The 24,934-nt window shown below is 30.4% G+C and carries 20 protein-coding genes; 18 read left to right on the top strand and 2 right to left on the bottom strand.

Annotated elements, in window-relative coordinates; translation table 11 throughout:
- Window positions 1-38 precede the first annotated feature (38 nt).
- Entirely contained in the window at window positions 39-644 is a 606-nt protein-coding gene (locus tag RH99_RS06700) for a DedA family protein (protein WP_026038423.1), read from the bottom strand.
- Between the two features lie 380 nt (window positions 645-1,024).
- Between RH99_RS06700 and pyrB the strand changes: the two genes are divergently transcribed.
- The 18 genes from pyrB (at window position 1,025) to yihA (ending at window position 23,762) form a co-directional block, all read left to right on the top strand.
- Window positions 1,025-1,948, top strand: coding sequence for an aspartate carbamoyltransferase (pyrB, locus tag RH99_RS06695; RefSeq protein WP_010235662.1), 924 nt, complete (start codon window positions 1,025-1,027; stop codon window positions 1,946-1,948).
- A complete protein-coding gene (locus RH99_RS06690) occupies window positions 1,949-2,371 on the top strand; it encodes an aspartate carbamoyltransferase regulatory subunit (protein ID WP_010235660.1) in 423 nt (140 codons plus the stop codon).
- Window positions 2,372-2,441: 70 nt separating this feature from the next.
- Complete coding sequence (locus tag RH99_RS06685) at window positions 2,442-3,629, top strand: dihydroorotase (RefSeq protein ID WP_010235658.1); 1,188 nt, start codon at window positions 2,442-2,444, stop codon at window positions 3,627-3,629.
- 13 nt (window positions 3,630-3,642) lie between these two features.
- Complete coding sequence (gene pyrF / locus RH99_RS06680; RefSeq protein ID WP_010235656.1) at window positions 3,643-4,512, top strand: orotidine-5'-phosphate decarboxylase; 870 nt, start codon at window positions 3,643-3,645, stop codon at window positions 4,510-4,512.
- A 149-nt stretch (window positions 4,513-4,661) separates the two neighbouring features.
- Window positions 4,662-5,402 carry a dihydroorotate dehydrogenase electron transfer subunit gene (locus tag RH99_RS06675; protein ID WP_010235653.1) on the top strand — a complete coding sequence of 247 codons (741 nt, stop codon included), beginning with the start codon at window positions 4,662-4,664 and terminating at the stop codon, window positions 5,400-5,402.
- Window positions 5,395-6,294, top strand: coding sequence for a dihydroorotate dehydrogenase (locus RH99_RS06670; protein ID WP_010235650.1), 900 nt, complete (start codon window positions 5,395-5,397; stop codon window positions 6,292-6,294). Before RH99_RS06675 ends, RH99_RS06670 begins: the two co-directional genes overlap by 8 nt.
- A gap of 50 nt (window positions 6,295-6,344) precedes the next feature.
- On the top strand, window positions 6,345-6,926 hold the full coding sequence (pyrE, locus tag RH99_RS06665; protein ID WP_010235647.1) for an orotate phosphoribosyltransferase: 582 nt from the start codon (window positions 6,345-6,347) through the stop codon (window positions 6,924-6,926).
- A gap of 177 nt (window positions 6,927-7,103) precedes the next feature.
- Entirely contained in the window at window positions 7,104-8,621 is a 1,518-nt protein-coding gene (locus RH99_RS06660) for a M1 family metallopeptidase (protein ID WP_010235645.1), read from the top strand.
- Window positions 8,622-9,019: 398 nt separating this feature from the next.
- The gene (carA, locus tag RH99_RS06655; protein WP_010235643.1) at window positions 9,020-10,105 is read left to right on the top strand and encodes a glutamine-hydrolyzing carbamoyl-phosphate synthase small subunit; all 1,086 of its coding nucleotides are present in this window, start codon (window positions 9,020-9,022) and stop codon (window positions 10,103-10,105) included.
- A gap of 71 nt (window positions 10,106-10,176) precedes the next feature.
- Window positions 10,177-13,362, top strand: coding sequence for a carbamoyl-phosphate synthase (glutamine-hydrolyzing) large subunit (gene carB, locus RH99_RS06650; protein WP_010235641.1), 3,186 nt, complete (start codon window positions 10,177-10,179; stop codon window positions 13,360-13,362).
- Between the two features lie 279 nt (window positions 13,363-13,641).
- Entirely contained in the window at window positions 13,642-14,442 is an 801-nt protein-coding gene (locus RH99_RS06645) for a hypothetical protein (RefSeq protein ID WP_010235639.1), read from the top strand.
- A gap of 21 nt (window positions 14,443-14,463) precedes the next feature.
- Complete coding sequence (locus RH99_RS06640) at window positions 14,464-15,246, top strand: sugar phosphate isomerase/epimerase family protein (protein WP_010235638.1); 783 nt, start codon at window positions 14,464-14,466, stop codon at window positions 15,244-15,246.
- Window positions 15,247-15,448: 202 nt separating this feature from the next.
- Window positions 15,449-16,744, top strand: a complete 1,296-nt coding sequence (gene tig, locus RH99_RS06635) for a trigger factor (RefSeq protein WP_010235636.1) — start codon at window positions 15,449-15,451, stop codon at window positions 16,742-16,744.
- A gap of 132 nt (window positions 16,745-16,876) precedes the next feature.
- Window positions 16,877-17,461, top strand: coding sequence for an ATP-dependent Clp endopeptidase proteolytic subunit ClpP (gene clpP / locus RH99_RS06630; protein WP_010235634.1), 585 nt, complete (start codon window positions 16,877-16,879; stop codon window positions 17,459-17,461).
- 20 nt (window positions 17,462-17,481) lie between these two features.
- Window positions 17,482-18,828 (top strand): ATP-dependent Clp protease ATP-binding subunit ClpX, encoded by a 1,347-nt coding sequence (clpX, locus tag RH99_RS06625; protein ID WP_010235631.1) that lies wholly within the window; start codon window positions 17,482-17,484, stop codon window positions 18,826-18,828.
- Window positions 18,829-19,053: 225 nt separating this feature from the next.
- Window positions 19,054-20,730: an ATP-dependent protease LonB gene (gene lonB, locus RH99_RS06620; protein ID WP_010235629.1), complete on the top strand. Its 1,677-nt coding sequence runs from the start codon at window positions 19,054-19,056 to the stop codon at window positions 20,728-20,730.
- Between the two features lie 112 nt (window positions 20,731-20,842).
- The gene (gene lon, locus RH99_RS06615; protein WP_010235627.1) at window positions 20,843-23,161 is read left to right on the top strand and encodes an endopeptidase La; all 2,319 of its coding nucleotides are present in this window, start codon (window positions 20,843-20,845) and stop codon (window positions 23,159-23,161) included.
- Window positions 23,162-23,165: 4 nt separating this feature from the next.
- The gene (gene yihA / locus RH99_RS06610) at window positions 23,166-23,762 is read left to right on the top strand and encodes a ribosome biogenesis GTP-binding protein YihA/YsxC (RefSeq protein ID WP_010235625.1); all 597 of its coding nucleotides are present in this window, start codon (window positions 23,166-23,168) and stop codon (window positions 23,760-23,762) included.
- Window positions 23,763-23,933: 171 nt separating this feature from the next.
- On the opposite strand, the gene RH99_RS06605 is transcribed toward yihA, so the two are convergent.
- The gene (locus RH99_RS06605) at window positions 23,934-24,890 is read right to left on the bottom strand and encodes a hypothetical protein (protein ID WP_010235624.1); all 957 of its coding nucleotides are present in this window, start codon (window positions 24,888-24,890) and stop codon (window positions 23,934-23,936) included.
- Window positions 24,891-24,934: the final 44 nt, after the last annotated feature.

The raw sequence follows: 24,934 nt of genomic DNA, 5'->3' as shown, positions 1-24,934 counted from the left end.
ACACGTAGTATTGCAGCTTTATATTATTTAAAGTTAATTTATTCACTTACAGTTTTTTTCCTTGTAGCAAATTTATATATGATAAATGCTACTATTAATATAGCTACAACTATGTCTGCATAGTGATAATAAGAATGTATGATCTTCCAATTTTCACCCATCATAAATCCTAGGTATCCTAGAAAGGCTGTCCATATTGCGGAACCAACCACAGTATATAATACGAATTTTGAAAAGTTCATTTTAGCTACTCCAGCAGGTAAAGATATGAATGTCCTAACAATAGGAAGGAGTCTTGAAAAAAATATTATTTTGTCACCATACTTATTAAACAGGGCATCACTTTTTTCAATCTTCTCTTTTGATAAATGGAGTTTACTTGCATATTTTTCTACAAGATGTCTACCACCTCGAGAGCCTATTAAATAAGCTATAATAGAGCCAATAGTTCCCCCTAATGTACCTGAAATTATCATGAGTATTAAATTCAGATGACCTTTAAAACTTAAATAACCTCCAAAGGGTAAAATAATTTCGCTGGGAATAGGAATACAGGCACTTTCAAATAACATACCTAAAAATGTTCCCCAATAACCTAGTTTGTCCAATATGAGAATTAAGATATTTATAATATGTTCTACCAAATTTAACACAATCCTTTCCTTATTAATACACATTATCTATTTTAATAGTTTAGGACAATTTTTTCTATAACAATTTTAACAAAAAGTAAAAAATAACAAAAATTAATATTTATTTCAAAAGTACTTTAAGTAATAACTTATAATGTTCATTGACATTGATATTTTGGTATGATATCATATTCAATAATAAGTGAGCCTTTAAATTCAGTCCTGTGAGACTGGGAAGGTACCGTGAATAGGGATTCCTATGCCTTCTGTTGTGGAGGCATTTTTTATTGTATAAAAACAAATATGTAATTAAAAAAATGGAAGTGGAAATTGATTTTATCAATTTTTATACCTTTAAATTTAGTACAGTGAGACTAAGAAGGAGGAGTATTATGTTAAAAGGAAGAAGTTTAATTGATCCTATGGATTTTACTACAGAGGAACTTGAGGAAATATTTTCTCTAGCAGATGATATAATAGAAAATCCTAAAAACTATCTTAATAAGGCAAACGGTAAAATTTTGGCTACACTTTTTTATGAACCAAGTACAAGAACTAGATTTAGCTTTGAAGCTGCAATGTTAAGACTTGGTGGTCAAGTAGTTGGTTTTTCTGAACCAAATTCAAGCTCCGTTTCAAAAGGTGAAACTGTAGCTGATACTATAAGAGTAGTATCCTGCTATGCAGATATAGTTGCTATGAGGCACTCTAAAGAGGGCGCACCTAAAATAGCTTCCATGTATTCTGAAATTCCTGTTATAAATGCAGGAGACGGAGGACATCAACATCCAACTCAAACATTAACAGATCTTCTTACCATAAGAAAAATGAAAGGAAATCTTTCTAATTCAACAATTGGTATATGCGGGGACTTAAAATTTGGAAGAACTGTTCATTCTCTAATAAAAGCATTATCAAGATATAAAAATAATAAACTTGTGTTAATTTCACCACGAGAACTGAAAATACCTGAATACATAAAAAAAGAAATACTTGAAAAAAATAATATAGAATATATAGAAGCAAAAAAATTAGAAGATGTAATAGATAAATTGGATATTTTGTATATGACAAGAGTGCAAAGAGAAAGGTTCTTTAATGAGGAAGATTATATAAGATTGAAAGATAGTTATATATTAAATAAAGAAAAGCTAGATAATGCAAAAAAGAATATGATAATACTACATCCCCTTCCAAGAGTTAATGAGATATCTTACGAAGTAGATGAAGACGAAAGAGCTTGTTATTTTATGCAGGCGAAATTTGGCATGTATGTAAGAATGGCATTAATTGCTAAACTTTTGGGGGTGTGTTAATTGATTACAATAAATAGTATAAAAAGCGGTATAGTTATAGATCATATAAAAGCCGGTCATGGAATAAAAATTTACAACTACTTAAATCTTCAAGATGCAGATTTCCCTACAGCTTTAATAATGAATGTTACTAGTACAAAAAATGACAAAAAAGATATAATCAAGATTGAAAATGTAATAGATTTAGATTTTAAAATGCTTGGGCTCCTAGATCCTAACATCACTGTTAATATAATAGAAAATGAAAGCATTAAGGAAAAGAAGAAACTAAGTTTGCCAGAAAGAGTTGAAAATGTAATAAAGTGCAAGAATCCTAGGTGTATAACTTCTATTGAAAAGTATGTACCTCATATATTCCACCTTGTAGATAAGGAAAAGGGTGAATATAGATGTGAATATTGTGATGAAATAGTGACAGTATAAGGTATATGAAAATAGGTTAGTGTTGTGGTCATTTATAATGACTAACATTTAATAATAAGGGGAGAAAGCTATGGAGCTTTTAATAAAGAACGGAAGAGTTATAGATTGGGCGTCAGATTTTGTTGGAGATATATATATTAAGGACGGAATTATAAAAGAAATTGGCCATAATTTAGATAAAAACTGTGAAGCTATAGATGCTAAAGGGTATACAGTTATGCCTTCTTTTGTAGATTTACACAGCCATTTTAGAGATCCAGGTTTAGAATACAAAGAGGACATAGAAACAGGTAGTAAAGCAGCAGTTAGAGGTGGATATACGGCTGTGAACCTTATGGGAAATACTAAGCCTATATGCAGTGATATGGAAACTGTAAATTATGTTACAGGCAAGGCTAAAAAAGTAGGGCTTATAGATGTGCATCAAACTGTTAGTATAACTAGAGATCTTCATGGAAAGGATATAAGCCATCTGTCTGATATAGATGATTCTGTTAAATGTATATCTGATGACGGAAAAGGTGTATACAGCGGGAAAATTATGGCTGATGCTATGATGGTAGCTAAAAAGAGAAATTTTGTAGTAATGTCTCATGCCGAGGATGAGGAAATAACACCTATAAGTACTAGACTTTCCGAAAATATGATGACATCAAGAGATATTGCTTTAGCTAAATTTACAGGTGCTCATCTACATCTATCTCATGTAAGTACAAAAGAGGCTATGAAGGATATTATTGATGCTAAAAAAGAAGGCTTTAATATAACTTGTGAAGTTACTCCACACCATATAGCTTTAACAGGAGAAGATAAATATAAGGTGAATCCACCAATTAGGGAACAAGAAGATGTAGATTATCTTATAAAAGCTATTCATGATGGATATGTGGATGCTATAGGTACAGACCATGCACCTCATACAAAAGAAGATAAAGAAAAGGGTGCTTGTGGAATATCTGGTATAGAAACTTCCTTTTCTGTATGCTACACAAAGCTTGTTAAGGAAGGAAATTTAACTATAAATAATCTTTCAAAAATAATGTCTAAAAATCCTTCAGAAATACTAAGACTTAATAAGGGAAGAGTGGCTATAGGTTATGATGGTGATTTAGTAATTGTAGATTTGAATAACAAATATACTGTGGACTCTAAGGATTTTCAGTCAAAAGGTAAAAATACACCATTTGATAGTATGGAAGTGTACGGAAGTGTTATTAGAACAATAAAGTCAGGTAAAACTGTATTTCAAGGTATATAGGAGGAACGGAATTATGATTATAGATGAGCTTTACCAAAAGGTTGCAAAAAACGGACACGTTTGTTTAGGATTAGATACGGATATAGATTACATACCAAGTTATTTTTTAAATAAATATAATAATATTGAGGATGCAATATTCAATTTCAATAAGAAAATAATAGATGAAACTTTAGACGCAGTAGCTTGTTATAAGGTTCAAATTGCATATTATGAAGCTTATGGAATCAAAGGACTTAATGCATATAAGAAAACCTTAGAATATATAAAGTCTCAAAAAGCTATATCCATAGCAGATATAAAAAGAGGGGATATAGCAAAGACTGCTGAAATGTATGCAAAAGCTCACTTTGAGGGAGATTTTGAAAGTGATTTTGTAACGCTAAATCCATATATGGGATTTGATAGTGTAGAGCCATACACTCCTTACATTAGAGATAAAGAAAAAGGTGTGTTCATATTATTAAGAACTTCGAATCCAGGTTCAAAGGATATACAATACATCAGTACTGTTGATAACGATAGAGTATACAATGTTGTAGGTAAGAAAATAAATGATATAGGTAAAGAATATTTAGGAGAATGCGAATATAGTTCTATAGGTGCTGTGGTTGGATGTACTACAGGGTTTGAAGGAAAAGAAATAAGAGATAAATATAAATCTACATTTTTCCTTATACCAGGCTATGGAGCTCAGGGTGGAACTGCCGAAGAAGTAGCTAACTATTTGTCTAATGGAAATGGTGGTATTGTGAATTCTTCAAGAGGTATACTTCTTGCATATAAAAAAGTTGAAGACGGAGAACATAAATTTGAGCAGTGTGCAAGAAATGCTGCTATAATTATGAGGGATGATATTAGGTCATATTCAAAAAATAAATAAGTGAGTATGCTAGTCTATTTTCAATTCTATTGCATCAACAGAATCTGTTTTTTGTTGAATTGAAAATATACGTGGCATCTTCCACTTAGTATTAATTTTCATATGCCTTAAAAAACATAGGTTAGAAATATGGAGTTTGGAGGAAATTCATGAGCGAAAAATATATGGTGAAAAGTGTATATAGCAATGAAAAAATAGAAGATGATATATATGAAATTACTATAGAGGGAAATTTTGAAGGAAGACCTGGTCAATTTTATTTATTAAGGGCTTGGGATATTGAGCCCGTATTGTCTAGACCTATAAGTATATATGATAAAGACTCAGAGAAAATAAAGTTTCTATATAGAACATTTGGAAGAGGTACAGAAATATTAGCTAGATTAAAAAAAGGTGATGAGATAAAACTTACTGGACCTTTAGGAAATGGCTTTGATTTAGAAAAGATACATGGAAAAGTTGCATTAGTAGCTGGAGGGATAGGAATAGCACCTATGCTCTACTTATCAAAAGAATTAAAAAATTGTTCGGTAGATTTATATGCAGGTTTTAGAAATAGTAGCAGAACTGTGGATAATGTGGAAAAATATGTTAATAACTTTTATTTATCCACAGAAAATGGCGAGGTTGGACATAAAGGTTTTGTTACAGATATACTTAATGTGGAAAAATACGATGTGGTTGTCTGTTGTGGTCCAGAAATAATGATGGCAAAAGTAATAAAAATGTGTAATGAGAAAGATATACCATTATATGTATCTATGGAAAACAGAATGGCATGTGGAATTGGGGCATGTCTTGTATGTACCTGCAAAACTAAGGATGGAAGAAAGAGGTCTTGTAAAGAGGGACCTGTATTTTTAGGAGAGGAGCTTGTGTTAAATGACTAATGTTAGCATTTGTGGAGTGAATTTTAAAAATCCTGTAATAGCGGCTTCTGGAACTTTTGGTTTTGGAAATGAGTACATTAATTATTTTAATGTAGGGAAGCTTGGTGGTATTTCTTCAAAGGGATTAACTATTAATCCTAAAGAAGGAAATGATGGCATGAGAATTTATGAAGTGGCTAGCGGTATAATGAATAGTGTAGGTCTTCAAAACCCAGGAGTTGAGCATTTCATAAAAGAAGAGCTTCAGGATATGAAAAAACTTAATACAGTTGTAATAGCTAATTTAGGCGGTGGAACTACACAAGACTATGAGAAGGGTATAGAATTATTAGATAAGACAGATGTTGACATTATAGAACTTAATATTTCTTGTCCAAATGTGAAACATGGTGGTATGGCTTTTGGTATAAAGTCAAAGGTTGCCTTTGATGTAGTTAGCAAAGTTAGAAAACTATGTCATAAACCTCTTATGGTAAAATTATCACCAAATGCAGAAGATATAGTAGACATGGCTGTTAAATGTACTGAGGCAGGGGCTGATTCCATATCTTTAGTTAACACTTTTAAGGCAATGGCAATTGACATAAATAAAAGAAAACCTGTATTTGATAATATAAGTGCAGGTCTTTCGGGTCCTTGTATAAAACCAATAGCTTTAAGAATGGTATATGAAGTTGCAAAGGCTGTAGATGTACCTGTAGTTGGTATGGGTGGAATATCTAGTGGAAAAGATGCTTTAGAATTTATTATGGCAGGAGCAACAGCAGTACAGGTTGGAACAGCTAATTTCATGAAGCCAGATATATGTCTTGATATAATAGATGATATTGAAAAATTCATGAAAAAAGAAGGAATAAAGAATTTGTCAGAAATAACAGGTATAATTAAATAGACTATTTAAAAGAAAATTATTTATAATATAACTAAGGAGAGTGTATAATTATGGAAAATACAGAAAGCAAGGTCATAGAAATCTTAAGAGAATCAGAAGCACTTTTAGAGGGTCATTTTTTATTATCATCAGGAAGACATAGCGAAAAATATTGTCAATGTGCTAAATTGTTACAACATCCAGATAAGGCTGCAAAAGTTATAAGCGTAATTACAGATAAAATAAAGGATGTAGATTTTGATATAATCGTTGGACCTGCTATGGGAGGAGTATTAGTCTCTTATGAATTAGCAAGGCAAACAGGCAAACCTGGAATTTTTGCTGAGAGAGTAGACGGGAAAATGACTATTAAAAGAGGGTTTGAAGTAAAAAAAGGAGATAAAGTAATAATTTCAGAAGATGTTATTACTACAGGGAAGTCTTCTCTTGAAGTAGTGGATATTTTAAGAAAGCTTGGAGCAGAAGTAGTTGCTCTATGCTGTATAGTTGACAGAAGAACCAAGGATGTAAAAACTGAATTCCCTATATATAGTGCTGTTAAGCTTGAAATAGAAAGCTATGAAAAAGAGAATTGCCCTCTTTGCGCAAAGGGATTAGAGTACATAAAACCAGGTAGTAGAAATATAGTTTAATTGATATAGTTTTCAATAAAAATTTAAGAACTTTTTAAATATTTAAAGTGGTAGATTTCGGTCTACCACTATTTTTTTTGGATGAATGCAGTCAGTAAATAGCGGCGAAATAAAAAATAAATTAATCTGTATGATATGATTGAATTTTACATAAACTTTCATTCAGGAGGAATGTTTATGATGAAAAAGATATGGAGTATTATATGTGTATTTGCAGTTATAATGTTATTAATAGCAGGATGTGGAAATGAAAATCGAAGTGCTCAAGTATTCAATCCCAGTAGCCCAGCAGTAAAAAACATAAATTTAATAAAGCCTGCACAGGAGAGCAGTACAAAAATTGATTTTTTGAAAAATCAGTATAAATTAGATGTGAAATTGGATACTAAACTTAAAACTTTAACTGGAAAGGAAAAATTAATTTATGTAAATAAAAGTAAAGTGCCTCTTAAAGAAGTGTATTTTCATGTTTATCCTAATGCATATAAAGAGAGAGCTACTACACCATCTCAATTTGGATTCAATCAAACTTTTCCAGAAGGGTTTAGTGCGGGAAGTATTGATATAAAAGATGTATGCACAAATGGAAAACCATCTGATTTTGAGATAAGTGGAAAAGATAAAACAATTTTAAGAATTCCATTAGAAAAAGAACTTAAACCGGGTAAAAAAGTAGATTTAAGTTTGGATTTCATAGTGAAGATTCCAAAGGGTAAAGACAGGTTAAGTTACTATGATACATCCTATAATTTTGGAAATTGGTATCCAATAGCAGCAGAATATGATAATAAGGGATGGCATTTAGATTCTTATTATAGCATGGGAGATCCTTTTTATAGCACAGTGTCTAATTATAAGGTAGATGTAACTGTACCAAAGGATTACATAGTAGCATCTACAGGTGAAGCCGGCAAGGAAAAGATTAAGAATAATTTAAAGACCTATTCTTTTAGTGAGGAAAATGTAAGAGATTTTGCTTTTACTACCAGTAATAAATTTAAAGTTAAAGAGGAAAAAGTAGACGGAATAAATATAAAATGTTATGGACTTGGAACGGATTCAGAACTTTCCTATGAGATGAATTATGCAAAGAATTCTATAAAGACTTTTAATAAATTCTTTGGTAAATATCCATACAAAACCTATTCAGTGGCAGAAAGCAGTTTTTTAACTGGCATGGAGTATCCTGGAATAGTTTTTATATCTAATGATCCATCTTATAAAAAAAGTGGCTACTATGAATCAATTGTAGTTCATGAAACTGCTCATCAGTGGTGGTATGGAGTTATAGGTGATGATGAAGTAAATGAGGCATGGCTAGATGAAAGTTTTGCATGTTATTCTGAAAATATATACAATGAAAGTGTAAAAAGTAGCAGAGTCGATTTCTTAAGGTTAAAGGATTACTATAATATTTATTCTAAAGTGAATCCTGATAAAAATGTAATATTAAAGCCAGTACAGGATTTTAAAGATGATATAGAGTACTCTACGTTAGTATATTATAAAGGTGCCGTAATGCTGGATGATTTAAGAGAAAAAATTGGTGATGAAGAATTCTTTAAAATAATTCAAACGTATTATAGCAGATATAAATATAGGATTACTACTACTGAGGATTTTATAGGAGTAGTAAATGAAATTACAGGTGAAAATTGGAATAATTACTTTAATAAATGGCTAAAAGGTCAATAGAAGATAGAAAAATAAATAATAGGATGATAGATTGGCATATTAAATGGTTATTTTTTTAGATGCATAAAATTAAAAATAAATAATTGATATATATATAATTATGGTGTATTATATTATATAGAAAATTAAATATGACCTTTAAATTTGGTCCAGAGAGGCTGAAAAGGTGAAATTGTATATACTGGATAAAAAAAGCAACATTATTATATGTATAGCTTTGTTTTTGTATGCAAGAGCCTTCTGCCATAGTAGAAGGCTCTATTTTTATAAAAAGGTATCATACATGTGTAAGTTTGAGTTGACAGACAAAATAAACTTATGCTAATCTATGAATAAATATAAAAAAAAGTGTATAAATATTAATAATGATGTTTTAATATAAAGAAGAGGTGTATTATATGAAAGGAATATTATATTTAGAAGATGGTACGATATACAGCGGTGAAGGTTTTGGAAAAATTGGTACATCTGTTGGTGAATTAGTTTTTAATACTTGCATGACAGGATATCAGGAGGTACTTACAGACCCATCCTATGCAGGTCAAATAATAAATATGACATATCCTTTAATCGGAAATTATGGAACAAATAGTTTTGAAAGTGAATCAGAAAAAGTATATGCTAAAGGATTTATTGTAAAATCAGTAAGTGATATTCCATCAAACTATATGAATGAAGCCAGTTTAGATACAATGCTTAAAGATATGAATATAGTTGGAATTTGTAATGTTGATACTAGATCAATTACAAAAAAAATAAGAAGTGGTGGAGCTACAAAGTGCATAATATCAAATGAAGAATTATCTATTGACAAGTTAAAAGAAATTATGGATAAAACAAAGCTTAGTAAAAGTTATGTAAAAGAGGTAAGCCCAAAGGAAGTTAAACATATTCCTGGAACAGGTTTTAAAGTTGCATTAATGGATTTTGGTGCTAAGCAAAACATAATTGAAAACTTAAAACAAAGAAATTGCGACATAACAATATTCCCCTATGATGCAACCTATAATGATATTATGGAGATAAAACCAGATGGATTATTCTTAAGTAATGGACCAGGAGATCCAAAAGAAATACCGGAAACTGTAGAAACCGTAAAGCAATTAATCAAATCATTGCCTACCTTTGGAATATGTCTTGGACATCAGATATTGGCATTAGCTGTAGGTGGAGACACATACAAATTAAAGTTTGGTCATAGAGGTGGAAACCATGGAATCTATGACATAGAGAGAGATAAAGCATATATAACTTCTCAAAATCACGGATATTCAGTAGATGAAAAAAGTATAGAAAATAAGGGTATGGTAGTTACTCATAGAAATCTTAATGACAACACTGTTGAAGGAATGAAACATAAATCCTTACCAGTTTTTTCAGTACAATTCCATCCAGAAGGAGCACCGGGGCCAATAGATACAGCATACTTATTTGACAAATTTCTAACTATTATGGATGGAGCAATTAATGACGAAGCAATGTAATTAAAATAGTGTATTCTTAACTTATTATTTTAAAATGACTAATAATACTAATGATTTTGGAGGAAACAAATATGCCTTTAGATAAAACAATAAAAAAAGCTCTTATTATTGGATCGGGTCCGATAATCATCGGTCAAGCAGCCGAATTCGATTATTCAGGTACAGAAGCTATTAAAGCCATAAAGGAAGAGGGAATAGAAACAGTTCTTGTAAATAGTAATCCTGCCACTATAATGACAGATTATCATATAGCAGATAAGGTTTATATAGAACCATTAACAGTAAGTGCTTTAGAAAAAATAATAGCAACAGAAAAACCGGACGGCATACTCGCTGGATTTGGTGGCCAAACTGCACTTAATCTTGCAATGAAACTAAAAGATGAAGGTATTCTTGAAAAGTATAATGTAAGACTCCTTGGCGTAAACAGTGAAGCTATAAAAAAAGCTGAAGACAGAGAAGAGTTCAAAAATCTTATGGAGGAAATAAATGAGCCTATACCTAAAAGTATAATTGCAACTAAGGTAGATGAATGTGTAGATTTTGTAAATAAATATGGATTTCCAGTAATAATAAGACCAGCATACACTTTAGGTGGAACTGGTGGTGGAATAGCAGAAAATATGGAAGAATTGCTTGAAATATCTAGTAGAGGAATTGAAATGAGTCCTATAGGACAAATTCTGTTAGAGCAAAGTGTTGCAGGCTGGAAAGAAATTGAATACGAAGTAATTAGAGATAAAAAGGATAACTGTATAATAATATGTAACATGGAGAATATTGATCCAGTTGGAATTCATACTGGAGATAGTATAGTTGTTGCGCCTTCTCAAACTCTAAGAGATACTGAATACCAAATGCTTAGAAATGCAGCTATAAAAATTATAAGAAACCTTAAAATAGAAGGTGGATGTAATATTCAATATGCATTAGATCCAAAAAGCAACAACTATATAGTAATAGAAGTAAATCCTAGAGTTAGTCGTTCTAGTGCTCTTGCATCTAAGGCCGCTGGATATCCAATAGCAAAGATTGCAGCTAAAATAGCTATAGGATATAGTTTAGATGAACTTAAAAACTATGTTACTAAGAATTCTAGTGCTTGTTTTGAACCAGCTCTGGATTACTGTGTAGTAAAAATACCAAAATGGCCTTTCAATAAGTTTGATACAGCTCTTAGAACACTTGGTACACAGATGAAGGCTACTGGTGAAGTAATGGCTATAGATAGAACTTTCCACAATGCTCTTTTAAAAGCTGTTACATCCTTAGAAGGAAAGTTTAGTGCTTTGAGAATAGAAGCTTTTGAAGCATTAAATGTAGATGAGCTTGTTAATAAGATAAAGAAACAGGATGATGAAAGAATTTTTGCTATAGCAGAAATTATGAGAAAGGGAATCTCTATAGATGAAGTACACAATATAACAAAAATAGACAAATGGTTCCTAAATAGCATAAAAGTAATAATAGATATGGAAAATAAGCTTAAAGAAAAAGCTACAAGAGAAAATATAATTGAAGCAAAGAAAATTGGATTTACAGTAAAAGAAATCAGTAGACTTACAGAAATAGATGAAGAAAAAATAACAAATATTTTAGTGGAAAATAATATAAAGCCAGTATATAAAATGGTTGACACATGTAGTGGTGAATTTGAAGCAGATACGCCATACTATTACTCTTGTTATGAAGATGAGGACGAAGATGAAATATCAGATGATAAGAAAATAATAGTTTTAGGATCTGGTCCTATAAGAATAGGTCAAGGTATTGAATTTGACTATTGCTGTGTTCATGGAGTCTGGGGAATTAAAGAAGCTGGATATAAATCAATAATTATAAACAATAATCCAGAAACAGTAAGTACAGATTTTGATACAGCGGATAAATTGTATTTTGAATCTTTATATATAGATAATGTACTTGATATTATTGATAAAGAAAAACCTTATGGTGTAATTGTTCAATTTGGTGGTCAAACTGCAATAAATCTTGCAGAAATGCTTGATAAAAAGGGGATAAACATTCTTGGGACTTCATTTAAATCTATAGATTTAGCAGAGGACAGAGAAAAGTTCAGTGAACTTTTAAACAATATAGATATACCACTACCAAAGGGATTATCTGTAACAAGTATGGAAGCAGCTTATAAAGCAGTAGAAGTCTTGGGATATCCGGTAATAGTAAGACCTTCTTATGTAATTGGTGGTAGAGCTATGCAAGTAGTATATGATAAAACTACTCTTGAAAAATATATGAAAGAGGCAGTTAATCTATCTACGGCACATCCTGTACTTATAGATAAATACATAAGAGGAACTGAAATTGAGGTAGATGCAATCTCTGACGGTGAAGATGTTTTAATACCAGGAATTATGGAGCATGTAGAGAGAACTGGCGTACATTCTGGAGACAGTATAACAATGTATCCTACTAGAACACTTTCAAAAGATGTATTAAATACATTAAAGGAATATACACAAAGGATTGTAAAGGCTCTTGATATTAAAGGGCTTGTAAATATACAATATGTTTTTGATGGAAAAAATGTATATGTAATAGAAGTAAATCCAAGAGCATCAAGAACAGTACCTATTTTAAGTAAAGTTACGGGAGTTCCTATGGTTAAACTTGCAGTAGAAATAATACTTGGTAAGAAACTAGAGAATCTTGGTTATGGAACTGGAATTAATGAAAAATATAGATTATGTGCGGTTAAAATACCAGTGTTTTCTAATGAAAAGTTAGTAGATGTAGATACTTATCTAGGACCTGAAATGAAATCTACTGGTGAAGTATTAGGAGTAGATGAAGATTTTGAAGCTGCTGTATACAAGGGATTCTGTGCTGCAAACTATGATATCCCTACTGGTGGAAATATATATGTATCTTTAAATGATATAGATAAAGAAGAGGGTTTAGATGTAATCAAGAAGTATATAGAGCTAGGTTTCAATATAATTGCATCTGAGGGAACAGGTGAGTTCTTAAGGAATAAAGGTATAAAATCTGATATAAAGCCACTAGCTGAAATAATAGATAATTTAGTTGACAACAAGATAGCATTTATAATTGATTCACCAACTAAAGGAAATAATATCAATACTTTAGGCTTTAAGCTTAGAAGAAAGGCATCGGAACACAGAATACCAGTATTTACATGTATAGATACTGCAAATGTATTCATAACTGCTATAAATTATAACATGTCAGGAAAAGAAGTAGAGTATTTCCCTATGAATAAATACTTCATGTAATAAATATTTATTTAAAGGGGAAGGTTATTATAGAAAATTATTAATAGCATTAGACTCTTAATATATTATTACATTAAGTACAATGAAAACACTATCAAAGCTATTGAAATTCAATAATTTTGGTAGTGTTAATTTTTAATTTGTAATTTCCTGTTAAAATATACTTTACTTTAACAGTTTTTTAATATGTTTAATAATTAATATACAAAAAATTATTATTAAATTTTTTAACAATGAGTTATAATAAATGATGTATGGTTCATGCAAGGAGGGTTTAATGTGGCAAAACCAAGTATTTTTAGTAATCGGTATAGAAGACAAATGAAAAAGAGGAGAAATAGAACTGTTATTATTATAGTATGTGCTATTGTTATAATTGCTGCAATAGTAGTATTAGCAAGTGGCAGACTAACTGACTGGACTAAAAATAGTGCCAATGTAAAAAAAGTACCAGCAGCTCAGTCTGATAAAAAACAGAGCACAGCAGTTAAAGAGGATACAAGTAAGAGTGCTGAAAAACCAGCAGATAATAAAGAATCGCAAAAGCCAGTAGATAAGGTATTTGCTGTTAATATGCCTGATGGGAAAGCTATAAATGTTATATATGATGATAGTTCAAATACAAGGAAAATTACAAATATACAAAATCAAGATCAGGATATGGAGTTTAATATTAATCCATCAAGTACAGTGGCAATATTATATGAAAAGAGTACACAAAATATGTTGCTTGTAAATGCAGATGGAACTTCCTCAGATAGTGCAAGTACTTCATATAAGTCAACTACAGGAACAACTTTTAATAAAGATAGTATAATAAAAGATAAGTCTGGTTACATATGGCAGCAATCGCCTAAGTTTATTGATGATAATAATATAGCATATATAAGTCAGTTACCATGGTTTGATAACAGAACTAGTAAGTTTATATGGAAATATAATATTAAAGACAAAACAAATATAAATACAAATATAACAGGTACAAATGTTCAAATAAATAATTTAACCGATAAAGGGCTTGAAATAGTAACAGATAATGTTACTCAGTATCTAAAAGGTGATGGGTCTGTAACTAAATAATTATATTTTGGGAGAACTTTTATGAAGATAGGATTGTCATCAGCAGTATTTTATCCAAATTTGAAAACAGAAGATAGTATAAAATTAATTTCAGAATTAGGTTTTAGTTGTGCTGAATTATTTTTGAATAGTCCTTTTGAATATGAAACAGAATATGTAAAAGGACTTGTAGAAAAAAAGGAACAATGTGGACTAAAAATAAATAGTGTGCATAGTTTTTCATCTTCTTTTGAGCCTTATCTTTTTGATGCGTATAAAAGAAGAAGAAAAGATATGTTGAAATTTTTTGAAATGGTATGTAAGGCGGGAAGGCTTTTAGGAGCAAAATGTTATACTTTTCATGGAATGCGAATAGGTCCTAGTGATTTTGTAAGCAAAGAACTTATGCACGATGTATATAATAACCTTACATATATAGCAGGAGAAAATGAAATACAATTAGCTCAGGAAAATGTATCTTGGTGCATGTCTAGTAAGATTGAATATTTAAAAGACTTAAAAGAAAGTTGTAAATATCCTTTATATTTTACATTTGACATAAAGCAAGCTTACAAAGCAGGGGTTAATCCTATGGAGTATCTAGAAGTTATGGGTGTGGATTTAACAAATATCCACATTAATGATAGGGACGATAAAAATGTATGCTTACTTCCTGGAGATGGAAAAGTAGATTTCAAGAGTATATTAGATAAGACAAAATCATTAAATTATAAGGGAAATGCTATAATGGAAGTCTATAGTACCAACTACAATTCATATGAAGAAATAAAAAATTCTAAGAAATATTTAGAAAAATTTTTATAGTGATAAATTACTTAAACTTATAATTGTAAACTTATACTCCTTTGTTATATAATATATATAGATAGATTATATAACAATTTTTAATAAGAAATTCAACTTGTAGTATAACTATTTTGTAATATTATTTGTAAATACATAAGAATATGTTATAATGTTTAAGTTAAAATAAGAAGCTTTTACTTTGATTAGGAGGAATTTACGTATGAACGCTAAAATGGAAAAATTAGAAAATAACGTCGTTAAATTTGAAATAACAGTTGAATCAGCAAAATTTGACGAGGCCGTTAAAAAGGCATATAAAAAGAACTGTAAAAAATTCAATGTACCAGGATTTAGAAAGGGAAAAGCACCTTTATCTATAATAAAGCAATACTATGGCGAAGGAGCATTTTATGAAGATGCAGTAAACTTTTGCTGTGATGATACATACCCAGTAGCTTTAGAAGAAAATAGTATAAAGCCTGTGGATTATCCAGAAATTGATGTGGTTGAAATTGGTGAAGGAAAAGATTTTGTATATACAGCTAAAGTAACTGTTACTCCAGAAGTTGAACTTGGAGAATATAAAGGATTAGAAGTTAAAAAAGTAGAATATCCTGTAACTGATGAAAGTATAGATAATGAATTAAAATCTATGCAAGAAAAAAATGCTAGAATTGAAACAAAAGATGAAGAAGCTGCCGTTGAAAAAGGGAATCTTGCAGTTATAGATTTTAAAGGTTTTGTAGATGGAGAAGCTTTTGAAGGTGGAGAAGGTACTGATTATTCTCTAGAAATTGGTAGTGGCTCATTTATAGATAACTTTGAAGATCAACTTATAGGAATGAAAAAGGACGAGACTAAAGACGTAGAGGTTACTTTCCCAGAAGAGTATGGTAAAGAAGAGTTAAATGGTAAAAAAGCTACATTTAACGTAACTATAAAAGAAATAAAAATAAAAGAAGTACCAGCAATTGACGATGAATTTGTAAAAGAAGTATCAGAATTTGATACATTAGATGAACTTAAAAATGATATAAAAACAAAGATGGAAGAAAGCAACAATGCTAAAGCTAAAGCTGAGTATGAAGATAAAGTTATAGATGCGGTATGTGAAAATGCTAAGGTTGATATTCCAGAAGTTATGATAAAGAATGAAACAGATCAAATGATTAAAGAACTAGAAATGAAATTAAAATATCAAGGATTAGATCTTGATTCTTATTACAAATTCACAAATAGTTCAGAAGAAAAAGTTAGAGATTACATGAAAGAAACAGCAGAAAAGAGAGTTAAAACAAAACTTGTTATTGAGAAAGTAGCTACTCTTTCAGAAGTTAATCCAACAGAAGAAGAAATGTTAGCAAAAGCTACAGAGATGGCTAAACAATATGGCGGTAAGGATACAGAGAAAATGGCAAAATTATTGTTAGATGCTCAAAAACCTATAATAGAACAAGATGTAATAAATGAAAAAGTGATAGATATGCTAGTAAATAGCAGTAAAGCAGTAGATTAAAAAAAAAATAATTATATTTAATTATATATTGATTATTTGGTGTGATATGTTAGCATAATATAAAAGGGGTTAATTGCCAGAATGTATTTCTGGCAATTAATTTTAATATTCATATAAGAGGAGGGAATTTTTATGAGTTTAGTACCTATGGTAGTAGAACAAACAAATAGAGGAGAAAGGTCTTACGATATTTATTCTAGACTTTTAAAGGACAGAATTATATTTTTGGGTGAGGATGTAAATGATACAACTGCTAGTTTGATTGTTGCTCAACTTTTATTTTTAGAAAGTGAAGATCCAGATAAGGATATATCACTATACATAAATAGCCCAGGAGGATCAATAACTGCTGGAATGGCTATTTATGACACAATGCAATATATAAAACCGGATGTATCAACTATCTGTGTTGGAATGGCAGCATCAATGGGAGCATTTTTACTAACTGCTGGTGCAAAGGGAAAAAGATTTGCATTACCAAATAGTGAAATAATGATTCACCAACCACTTGGAGGTTTTCAAGGTCAAGCAACAGATATAGGAATACATGCTGAAAGAATATTGAATATTAAAAAGAAATTGAATTCAATATTAAGCGAGAGAAGTGGTCAGCCTTTAGAAGTTATAGAAAGAGATACTGAAAGAGATAATTTCCTTGAAGCTATAGAAGCCAAAGAGTATGGATTAATTGATGAAGTTATTACAAAAAAGAAATAACCTTATAAAGGGGTGCAGATATGTCAAAATTTGAGGATAAGAAACAACTGAGATGTTCGTTTTGTGGTAAGAGTCAAGATCAAGTAAGAAGACTTATTGCTGGACCAGGAGTATATATTTGTGATGAATGCATAGAGTTATGTTCCGAAATAATAACTGATGAATTTGAAGACAATTCTTCTGTAGAAGTAGGTTCTCTTCCAAAACCTATTGAAATAAAAAATTATCTAGATCAATATGTTATAGGTCAAGAGGAAGCAAAAAAATCTTTAGCTGTAGCTGTATACAATCATTACAAGAGAATTAATTCAAATGTAAGTAATGAAGATATAGAATTACAAAAAAGTAATATTTTGCTTTTAGGACCCACAGGTTCAGGTAAAACACTTTTAGCTCAAACTTTAGCTAAGTTCTTGAATGTACCATTTGCTATAGCTGATGCAACAACATTAACTGAGGCAGGATATGTAGGTGAAGATGTAGAAAATATACTTTTAAAGCTTATACAAAATGCTGATTATGACGTTGAAAGAGCAGAAAAAGGTATAATATACATTGATGAAATAGATAAGATAGCAAGAAAATCTGAAAATCCATCAATAACAAGAGATGTTTCAGGTGAAGGAGTACAGCAGGCATTACTTAAAATATTGGAAGGTACTGTGGCTTCAGTTCCACCTCAAGGTGGAAGAAAACATCCTCATCAAGAATTTATACAAATAAACACTACTAATGTTTTATTCATATGCGGTGGAGCTTTTGATGGTGTAGATAAAATAATAGAACGTAGAACGAGAAAAAGTTCTATGGGATTTGGTGCAGATGTTCAATCAAAGAAGGAAAAGGATATGGGTATTCTTTTAAAGGATATTATGCCAGGAGATTTATTGAAATTTGGTCTTATTCCTGAATTTGTTGGAAGACTACCAATACTTGTTACTCTTGATGCTCTTGATGAGAAGGCACTAATAGAAATATTAAGTAAGCCTAAAAATGCATTAGTAAAACAATATAAGAAACTATTCCAAATGGATAGTGTAGACTTAAGTTTCAAAGAGGCAGCTCTTAAGGCTATAGCTAAAGAAGCTATTAATAGAAATACTGGTGCAAGAGGTTTAAGGGCAATAATAGAAGATATGATGAAGGATATAATGTTTGATATACCATCAAGACAGGATATTAAGAAAGTATCTATTACTGAAGAGACTTTAAAATCTAAAAAACCAGAATTAGAACTGAAAGATGCTAGTGAAATAGCGGCTCCTCAGACTCCAGTTAAGAAAACTGAGGATATAAAAAAGAAAAAGGCCCAGAAACGGCTTAGATCTTTAAAAAAGAGTAATTTTTATTACTCTTTTTTTTATTGATTAAATTGGTTTTCATTACAATTATTAAGAAAAGATACTAGATACAATTTAAAAAATTAACATGATTTAGTTATTAAGTGATAATTTACAAATTTATAACTTGAATAGTAGATTTTGTGGAATATATTGCTATGAAGATGAACATACTAAAAATAATATGAGTTACAAAATTATTTTTAGGAAGGAGAAAGATATTGAAAGATTATATCTTAAATGTATAGTAATATGACAAATATTTTATTAGTTATAGAAATATTTTTTATGGTTATTGCCGCAATGTATTTTTTTAATGCACTTAAAAGTCAACAGTCAACTAAAATTGTAATTGACAAAGAAAGCACAAAGGAGATGGATAATCTCCAGAAGCTAAGAAAAATAAGTCTCACTATACCATTAACAGAGAAAAGCAGACCGGGAAAATTTGAAGAGATAATTGGTCAAGAAAAAGGCTTAAAAGCATTAAGAGCAGCACTTTGTGGGCCTAATCCTCAAAATGTGATAATTTATGGACCACCTGGAGTAGGTAAAACTGCTGCAGCAAGACTGGTATTAAGGGATGCAAAAAATAAGGTCTATTCACCTTTTAAGCAGGATGCAAAATTCATTGAGATAGATGCAACTACTGTGAGATTTGATGATAGAGGGATAGCAGACCCATTAATAGGATCTGTTCATGATCCTATATATCAAGGGGCAGGGTCGCTTGGAGTTGCGGGAATACCTCAGCCTAAACCAGGGGCTGTTACAAAAGCACATGGAGGAATTTTATTTATAGATGAAATTGGAGAATTACATCCTATTGAAATGAATAAGTTGTTAAAAGTATTGGAGGATAGAAAAGTATTTTTTGATAGTTCTTATTATAATTCTAGTGATAATAATATGCCTAGATACATAAAAGAAATTTTTGAAAAGGGGCTGCCTGCTGATTTTAGACTTATAGGAGCTACTACTAGAAGTCCAGAAGAAATTTGTCCTGCACTTAGATCTAGATGCGTAGAAATATTCTTTAAATCATTGCTTCCGGAAGAAATAGAAGAAATTGCAAGAAATGCAGTGTTCAAAGTTGGCACTGAAATAGAGAAAAATGCCTTAAGCTTAATTGGAAAATATGCAAGTAATGGAAGAGATGCTATAAACTTAGTTCAATTAGCTGGAGGTATAGCTATAAATGAAGATAGAAATGAAATAAGTTTAGAAGATGTTGAATGGGTTATTGAAAATGGACAATATTCACCAGCACAAGAGAAAAAAATAAATAAAAAACCACAAATAGGATATGTAAATGGACTTGCGGTATATGGTGCTAATATGGGAACTATTATGGAAATAGAGGCCAGTGCTAAAAGAGTAAATCTTAGAAAGGGAATTTTGAAAGTTACAGGAATAGTTGAAGAGGAGGAAATAAAAAATTCTACAGGCAAAATTTTCAGAAAAAGTAATGCTAAATGTTCTGTAGAGAATGTTATTACTATGCTTGAAAAGAATTTCAGTATTAATTGTGACGAGTATGATATACATATAAATTTCCCAGGAGGAGTACCTGTAGATGGACCATCTGCGGGTATAAGTATTGCTACTGCAGTTTATAGTGCAATAAAAGAAATCCCAATAAACAATAGGGTTGCTATGACTGGTGAAATATCTTTATATGGTAAAGTAAAGCCAATAGGTGGTGTAAATGCCAAAATAAATTCAGCTATCAAGGCTGGAGCTAATAAAATTATTATACCAAAAGAGAATTGGCAAGCTAGCTTTGAAAAAATTTCTGGGGCTGAAATTTTGCCTATAGATAATATAGATGAAGTGTTTAATATAGCACTTTTGGAAAATGAAAAATCCAAAAATATTGTGATTAAATCCAAAGTAGATATACTGGCAGCACAGAATTTAAAGCTTTAATAAGTTTATAGTTAAAAATAGGGAGACTTATAATTGAAAAATACTTATTTTAAATGTATAATGTACTAGACTATCTACATAATTAGATAGAGATGAAAGTGAGGGGAGAACAATGAGTAATGATAAAAAAATTCTTCCTCTAATTCCACTAAGAGGTATAATTATATTTCCTTATATGGTAATGCATTTTGACGTGGGCAGAGAAAAATCAATACTTGCTTTGGAAGAAGCTATGGTAAATGAGCAAGAAATATTTTTAGCAGCTCAAAAGCAAGCAAAGCTTGAACTGCCGGAAGAAAAAGATATATATTCAATTGGTACCGTTTGTACTGTTAAGCAGCTACTAAAGCTACCTGGTGATACTGTAAGAGTATTAGTTGAAGGTGATAGAAGAGCAAAAATTAGTGAATATATTGAAAAAGAACCTTTCTTTAAGGTTGAAGTAGAAGAAATTGAAGATACGGTTTTGTCAGATGATCAACAAATTGAAGCTTTAATTAGATTAGTAAAAGAGAGTTTTAGTAGCTATATAAAACTTTCAGGTGCTATACCTAATGATGTATTAATATCCTTAGATAGCATTGAAGAACCAGGGAGATTTGCTGATGTTGTATGTTCTTATTTAATGGTAAAACAGGATAAGAAGCAGGAGATGTTGAATGCAGTAGATCCTATGGACAGATTGGAAAAGGTGTTGGAAGTTCTCCAAAACGAAGTAGATATACTTGAAGTGGAAAAAGAGATAGGGAATAAAGTTAAAGAAAAGATAGATAAGTCTCAAAAAGACTATTATTTGAGAGAACAAATTAAAGCCATGCAAGAAGAGCTAGGAGAAGAAGACGAAGATAAAAAAGAGCAAAAAAAATATAAGGCTAAAATAGCTAAAAGTAAGCTTCCTAAAGAGGCTAAAGAAAAAGTTATATATGAATTAAATAAACTAAAAAATTCAGGAAGTTATTCTTCAGAGGGTGGGGTTATAAGAAACTATCTTGACTGGATTTTAGACTTACCCTGGAATATAAAAACAAAGGATGATCTTGATATAAAAAAGGCAAGGGATATACTTAATAAAGAACATTATGGGCTTAATGATGTTAAAGATAGAATAATTGAATATCTTGCAGTTAAAAAGATCAGTAATTCCCTAAAAGGGCCAATACTTTGTCTTGTGGGACCACCAGGAGTTGGAAAAACATCTATTGCTAAGTCCATAGCTCATGCATTAAATAGAAATTTTGTTAGAATGTCTCTTGGCGGAGTAAGTGATGAAGCTGAAATAAGAGGACACAGAAGGACATATATAGGCGCAATACCTGGTAGAATAATATATAGTATGAAAAAAGCAAAATCTAAAAATCCTCTTTTCCTTTTAGATGAAATAGATAAAATGGGAGATGGATATAAAGGTGATCCAGCAGATGCTCTTTTAGAAGTATTAGATGGAGAACAAAACAATACTTTTAGAGATCACTATTTAGAAGTCGATTTTGACTTATCAGATGTTATGTTTGTAACTACTGCTAATAGCTTAGATACTATTCCAGCACCACTTTTGGATAGGATGGAGATAATTGAGGTTTCTGGATACACTTCAGAAGAAAAATTTAACATAGCCAAAACTTATCTAATACCAAAGCAGTTAAAAGAACATTCTGTACAAGATGGTAGAGTAGTTTTTAGTGATAACAGTATCTATTATATAGTTGATAATTACACTAGAGAATCTGGAGTAAGAAATTTAGAAAGAAAGATTGCCAGTGTAATAAGAAAATCTATTGCAGATATAGTGGAAAATGATAAAGACAGTATAAATATAACTATCACATTGGTAAAGAAATATTTAGGATCAGACGTTTTTAGTTTTGAAAAAGTAGATAAAGAGGATAAAATAGGCATAGTTACTGGTATGGCTTGGACTGGATATGGTGGAGACACACTCCCTGTAGAAGTTGCAGTAATGCCTGGAAGTGGAAAGTTATCACTTACGGGGCAATTAGGCGATGTGATGAAAGAATCTGCAGAAGCTGGTTTTAGCTATGTTAGAACTAATGCAAAGAAATATGAAATTAATGATAAGTTCTATAAAGAGAAGGATGTACACATTCATGTACCAGAAGGAGCAGTGCCTAAGGATGGACCTTCTGCGGGTGTAACAATGATAACGGCTATGGTATCAGCTTTGACTAATACAAAAGTAAAGCATAATGTAGCAATGACAGGAGAAATTACCCTTACAGGAAGAGTGCTTCCTATTGGGGGACTTAAGGAAAAATCATTAGCTGCGTATAGAGCAGGTATAGATACAGTTATAATCCCTAAAGATAATAAAAAAGATTTAAAAAACATTCCTAAGTCTGTGAAGAGCAAAATTAATTTTATATTAGCAGATAAAATTGATGATGTAATAAAAAACGCATTGGTTGGTGAATAAGCGAATGGAAATAAAACAAGCTGAATTTATAATTTCAGCTGTAAAAAGAGAACAATTTCCTGATACTGGGCTGCCAGAGGTAGCTTTTGTAGGAAGATCAAATGTAGGTAAGTCTTCAATAATAAATGCCATTACTAATAGAAAAAAATTGGTGAAAGTAAGTGGTACTCCAGGTAAGACCAGGCTGATTAATTTTTTCCTTATAAATAATAATTCATACTTTGTAGATTTACCAGGTTATGGTTATGCAAAGATATCTAAGGAACAGAAAAAAGAATGGGGAAAAATGATGGAAATTTATTTACAGGATAGAAATGAACTTAAAAAAGTAGTTCTACTACTAGACTGTAGAAGAGTTCCAAATGAAGATGATATACTTATGTATAATTGGATCACCCATTATGGATATAATTGTATGATAGTAGCTACTAAAAGTGATAAATTAAATAAGAGTGAACTTGTTAGAAGTGAAAAAACTATTAAACATACTTTAAATCTCAACCAAGATGAAAAGATAAGTTTTTATTCTTCACTTAAAAAAGTGGGAAGGGAAGAGCTATTAGATAAAATTTTTTATGAAGTTTTATCTGAGGATATATAAAAATATTTCTTATTTTGAATAAGAATTTGAAAAATGGATAATATAATAAATGTAATTGGAGATATATCTCCAGTAGTGTGAAGTGAGGGCAATTAACAAAGTCTTTATTTTATACTAAAACCCCCCATCCCCCTTGGGACCGTAAAACGGTCCCTTTTTTATTATATTTATTTAATTATTATCTTTTGAGGCTAATTGTATAGAAGATATTTTAAAATAGTATTTTTCAGATGCATCTCCATAGGTTTTTAGAAGTAAATTTAAGGTATAATTTTTTATGATATTACTATCTTTATTGGAAATTGCTTTAAAATTTAATGTCCATTTAACTTCAACTATTTCTCCATCAGTATTGCAACGGTTGTCCATAAAAACTCCGTCTTGAAAAGTAAAGGTATTATCTGAAGCAGAAAGTACACCTATAGTACTAAGTGCATCACCGTCAAGTCCAGGATAAAATATATCATTTGGTTTATCTATTTCATTTTGAGGCAAACCTTGAATATACTTTATAAAAGATAGTATAGAATCTTTTCCTAAAAAATTATCATTATAGTTATTAACGTAATTTATAAGGCTACCTTGAGAAAATATATAATTACTCATATGTATAGTATCTTCATTTACATTACCAGATATTATTTTTGGTGTTTTATTGTTATGAAGATCTATGAAGCCAAGTATATTATTAGCATTACATAATATATCTTTGAATTTAGTTCTATCCCATACAAATATGTGTTGAATTGCTTTCCCATTTTCAGCACCTTGAGTGAAAATTTCAGGAAGCTTATCCCTTGATACATCTACAAATGTAATTCGTAAAGGCCAATAATCATAATGATTTCCTAAGGTATTCAGTTTTTTATTAGGTACTAATTCATAACTTTTTTCTTTAGAGGCTATACTTACCATATATTTTTTATCCATTGTTTTTATTGAAATTAAATCTTTTTCACCATCACCAGTGACATCATAATTTTTTATTAGTCTATTATTATCTATAGTTGTAAAAGTAGGGGTAGGAGTTCCTGAAATAAAAAATAAAACTAGTAATATAATTAAAGATAATCCTAGAACTACATAATAAATGTAACGTCTCTTAAAAAAAAATACTTTGAATTTCATATAAATCACCTCATAAAAAATATATGATGAAGTATAATAACTTA

Source organism: Clostridium arbusti SL206 (assembly GCF_000246895.1).
GTDB lineage: Bacteria > Bacillota > Clostridia > Clostridiales > Clostridiaceae > Clostridium_I > Clostridium_I arbusti.
The sequence above is the reverse complement of the archived record's forward strand: the minus strand, read 5'-3'. Positions and strand labels throughout refer to the sequence as shown.

Bases quoted from the DNA above. Each gene is read 5' to 3' on its own strand.
- lon (WP_010235627.1), top strand. From the start codon at position 20,843: ATGAGTAATGATAAAAAAATTCTTCCTCTAATTCCACTAAGAGGTATA.
- pyrF (WP_010235656.1), top strand. From the start codon at position 3,643: ATGATTATAGATGAGCTTTACCAAAAGGTTGCAAAAAACGGACACGTT.
- RH99_RS06660 (WP_010235645.1), top strand. From the start codon at position 7,104: ATGATGAAAAAGATATGGAGTATTATATGTGTATTTGCAGTTATAATG.
- RH99_RS06685 (WP_010235658.1), top strand. From the start codon at position 2,442: ATGGAGCTTTTAATAAAGAACGGAAGAGTTATAGATTGGGCGTCAGAT.
- tig (WP_010235636.1), top strand. From the start codon at position 15,449: ATGAACGCTAAAATGGAAAAATTAGAAAATAACGTCGTTAAATTTGAA.
- lonB (WP_010235629.1), top strand. From the start codon at position 19,054: ATGACAAATATTTTATTAGTTATAGAAATATTTTTTATGGTTATTGCC.
- carA (WP_010235643.1), top strand. From the start codon at position 9,020: ATGAAAGGAATATTATATTTAGAAGATGGTACGATATACAGCGGTGAA.
- RH99_RS06640 (WP_010235638.1), top strand. From the start codon at position 14,464: ATGAAGATAGGATTGTCATCAGCAGTATTTTATCCAAATTTGAAAACA.
- pyrE (WP_010235647.1), top strand. From the start codon at position 6,345: ATGGAAAATACAGAAAGCAAGGTCATAGAAATCTTAAGAGAATCAGAA.
- clpX (WP_010235631.1), top strand. From the start codon at position 17,482: ATGTCAAAATTTGAGGATAAGAAACAACTGAGATGTTCGTTTTGTGGT.
- pyrB (WP_010235662.1), top strand. From the start codon at position 1,025: ATGTTAAAAGGAAGAAGTTTAATTGATCCTATGGATTTTACTACAGAG.
- clpP (WP_010235634.1), top strand. From the start codon at position 16,877: ATGAGTTTAGTACCTATGGTAGTAGAACAAACAAATAGAGGAGAAAGG.
- carB (WP_010235641.1), top strand. From the start codon at position 10,177: ATGCCTTTAGATAAAACAATAAAAAAAGCTCTTATTATTGGATCGGGT.
- RH99_RS06670 (WP_010235650.1), top strand. From the start codon at position 5,395: ATGACTAATGTTAGCATTTGTGGAGTGAATTTTAAAAATCCTGTAATA.
- RH99_RS06605 (WP_010235624.1), bottom strand. From the start codon at position 24,890: ATGAAATTCAAAGTATTTTTTTTTAAGAGACGTTACATTTATTATGTA.
- yihA (WP_010235625.1), top strand. From the start codon at position 23,166: ATGGAAATAAAACAAGCTGAATTTATAATTTCAGCTGTAAAAAGAGAA.
- RH99_RS06675 (WP_010235653.1), top strand. From the start codon at position 4,662: ATGAGCGAAAAATATATGGTGAAAAGTGTATATAGCAATGAAAAAATA.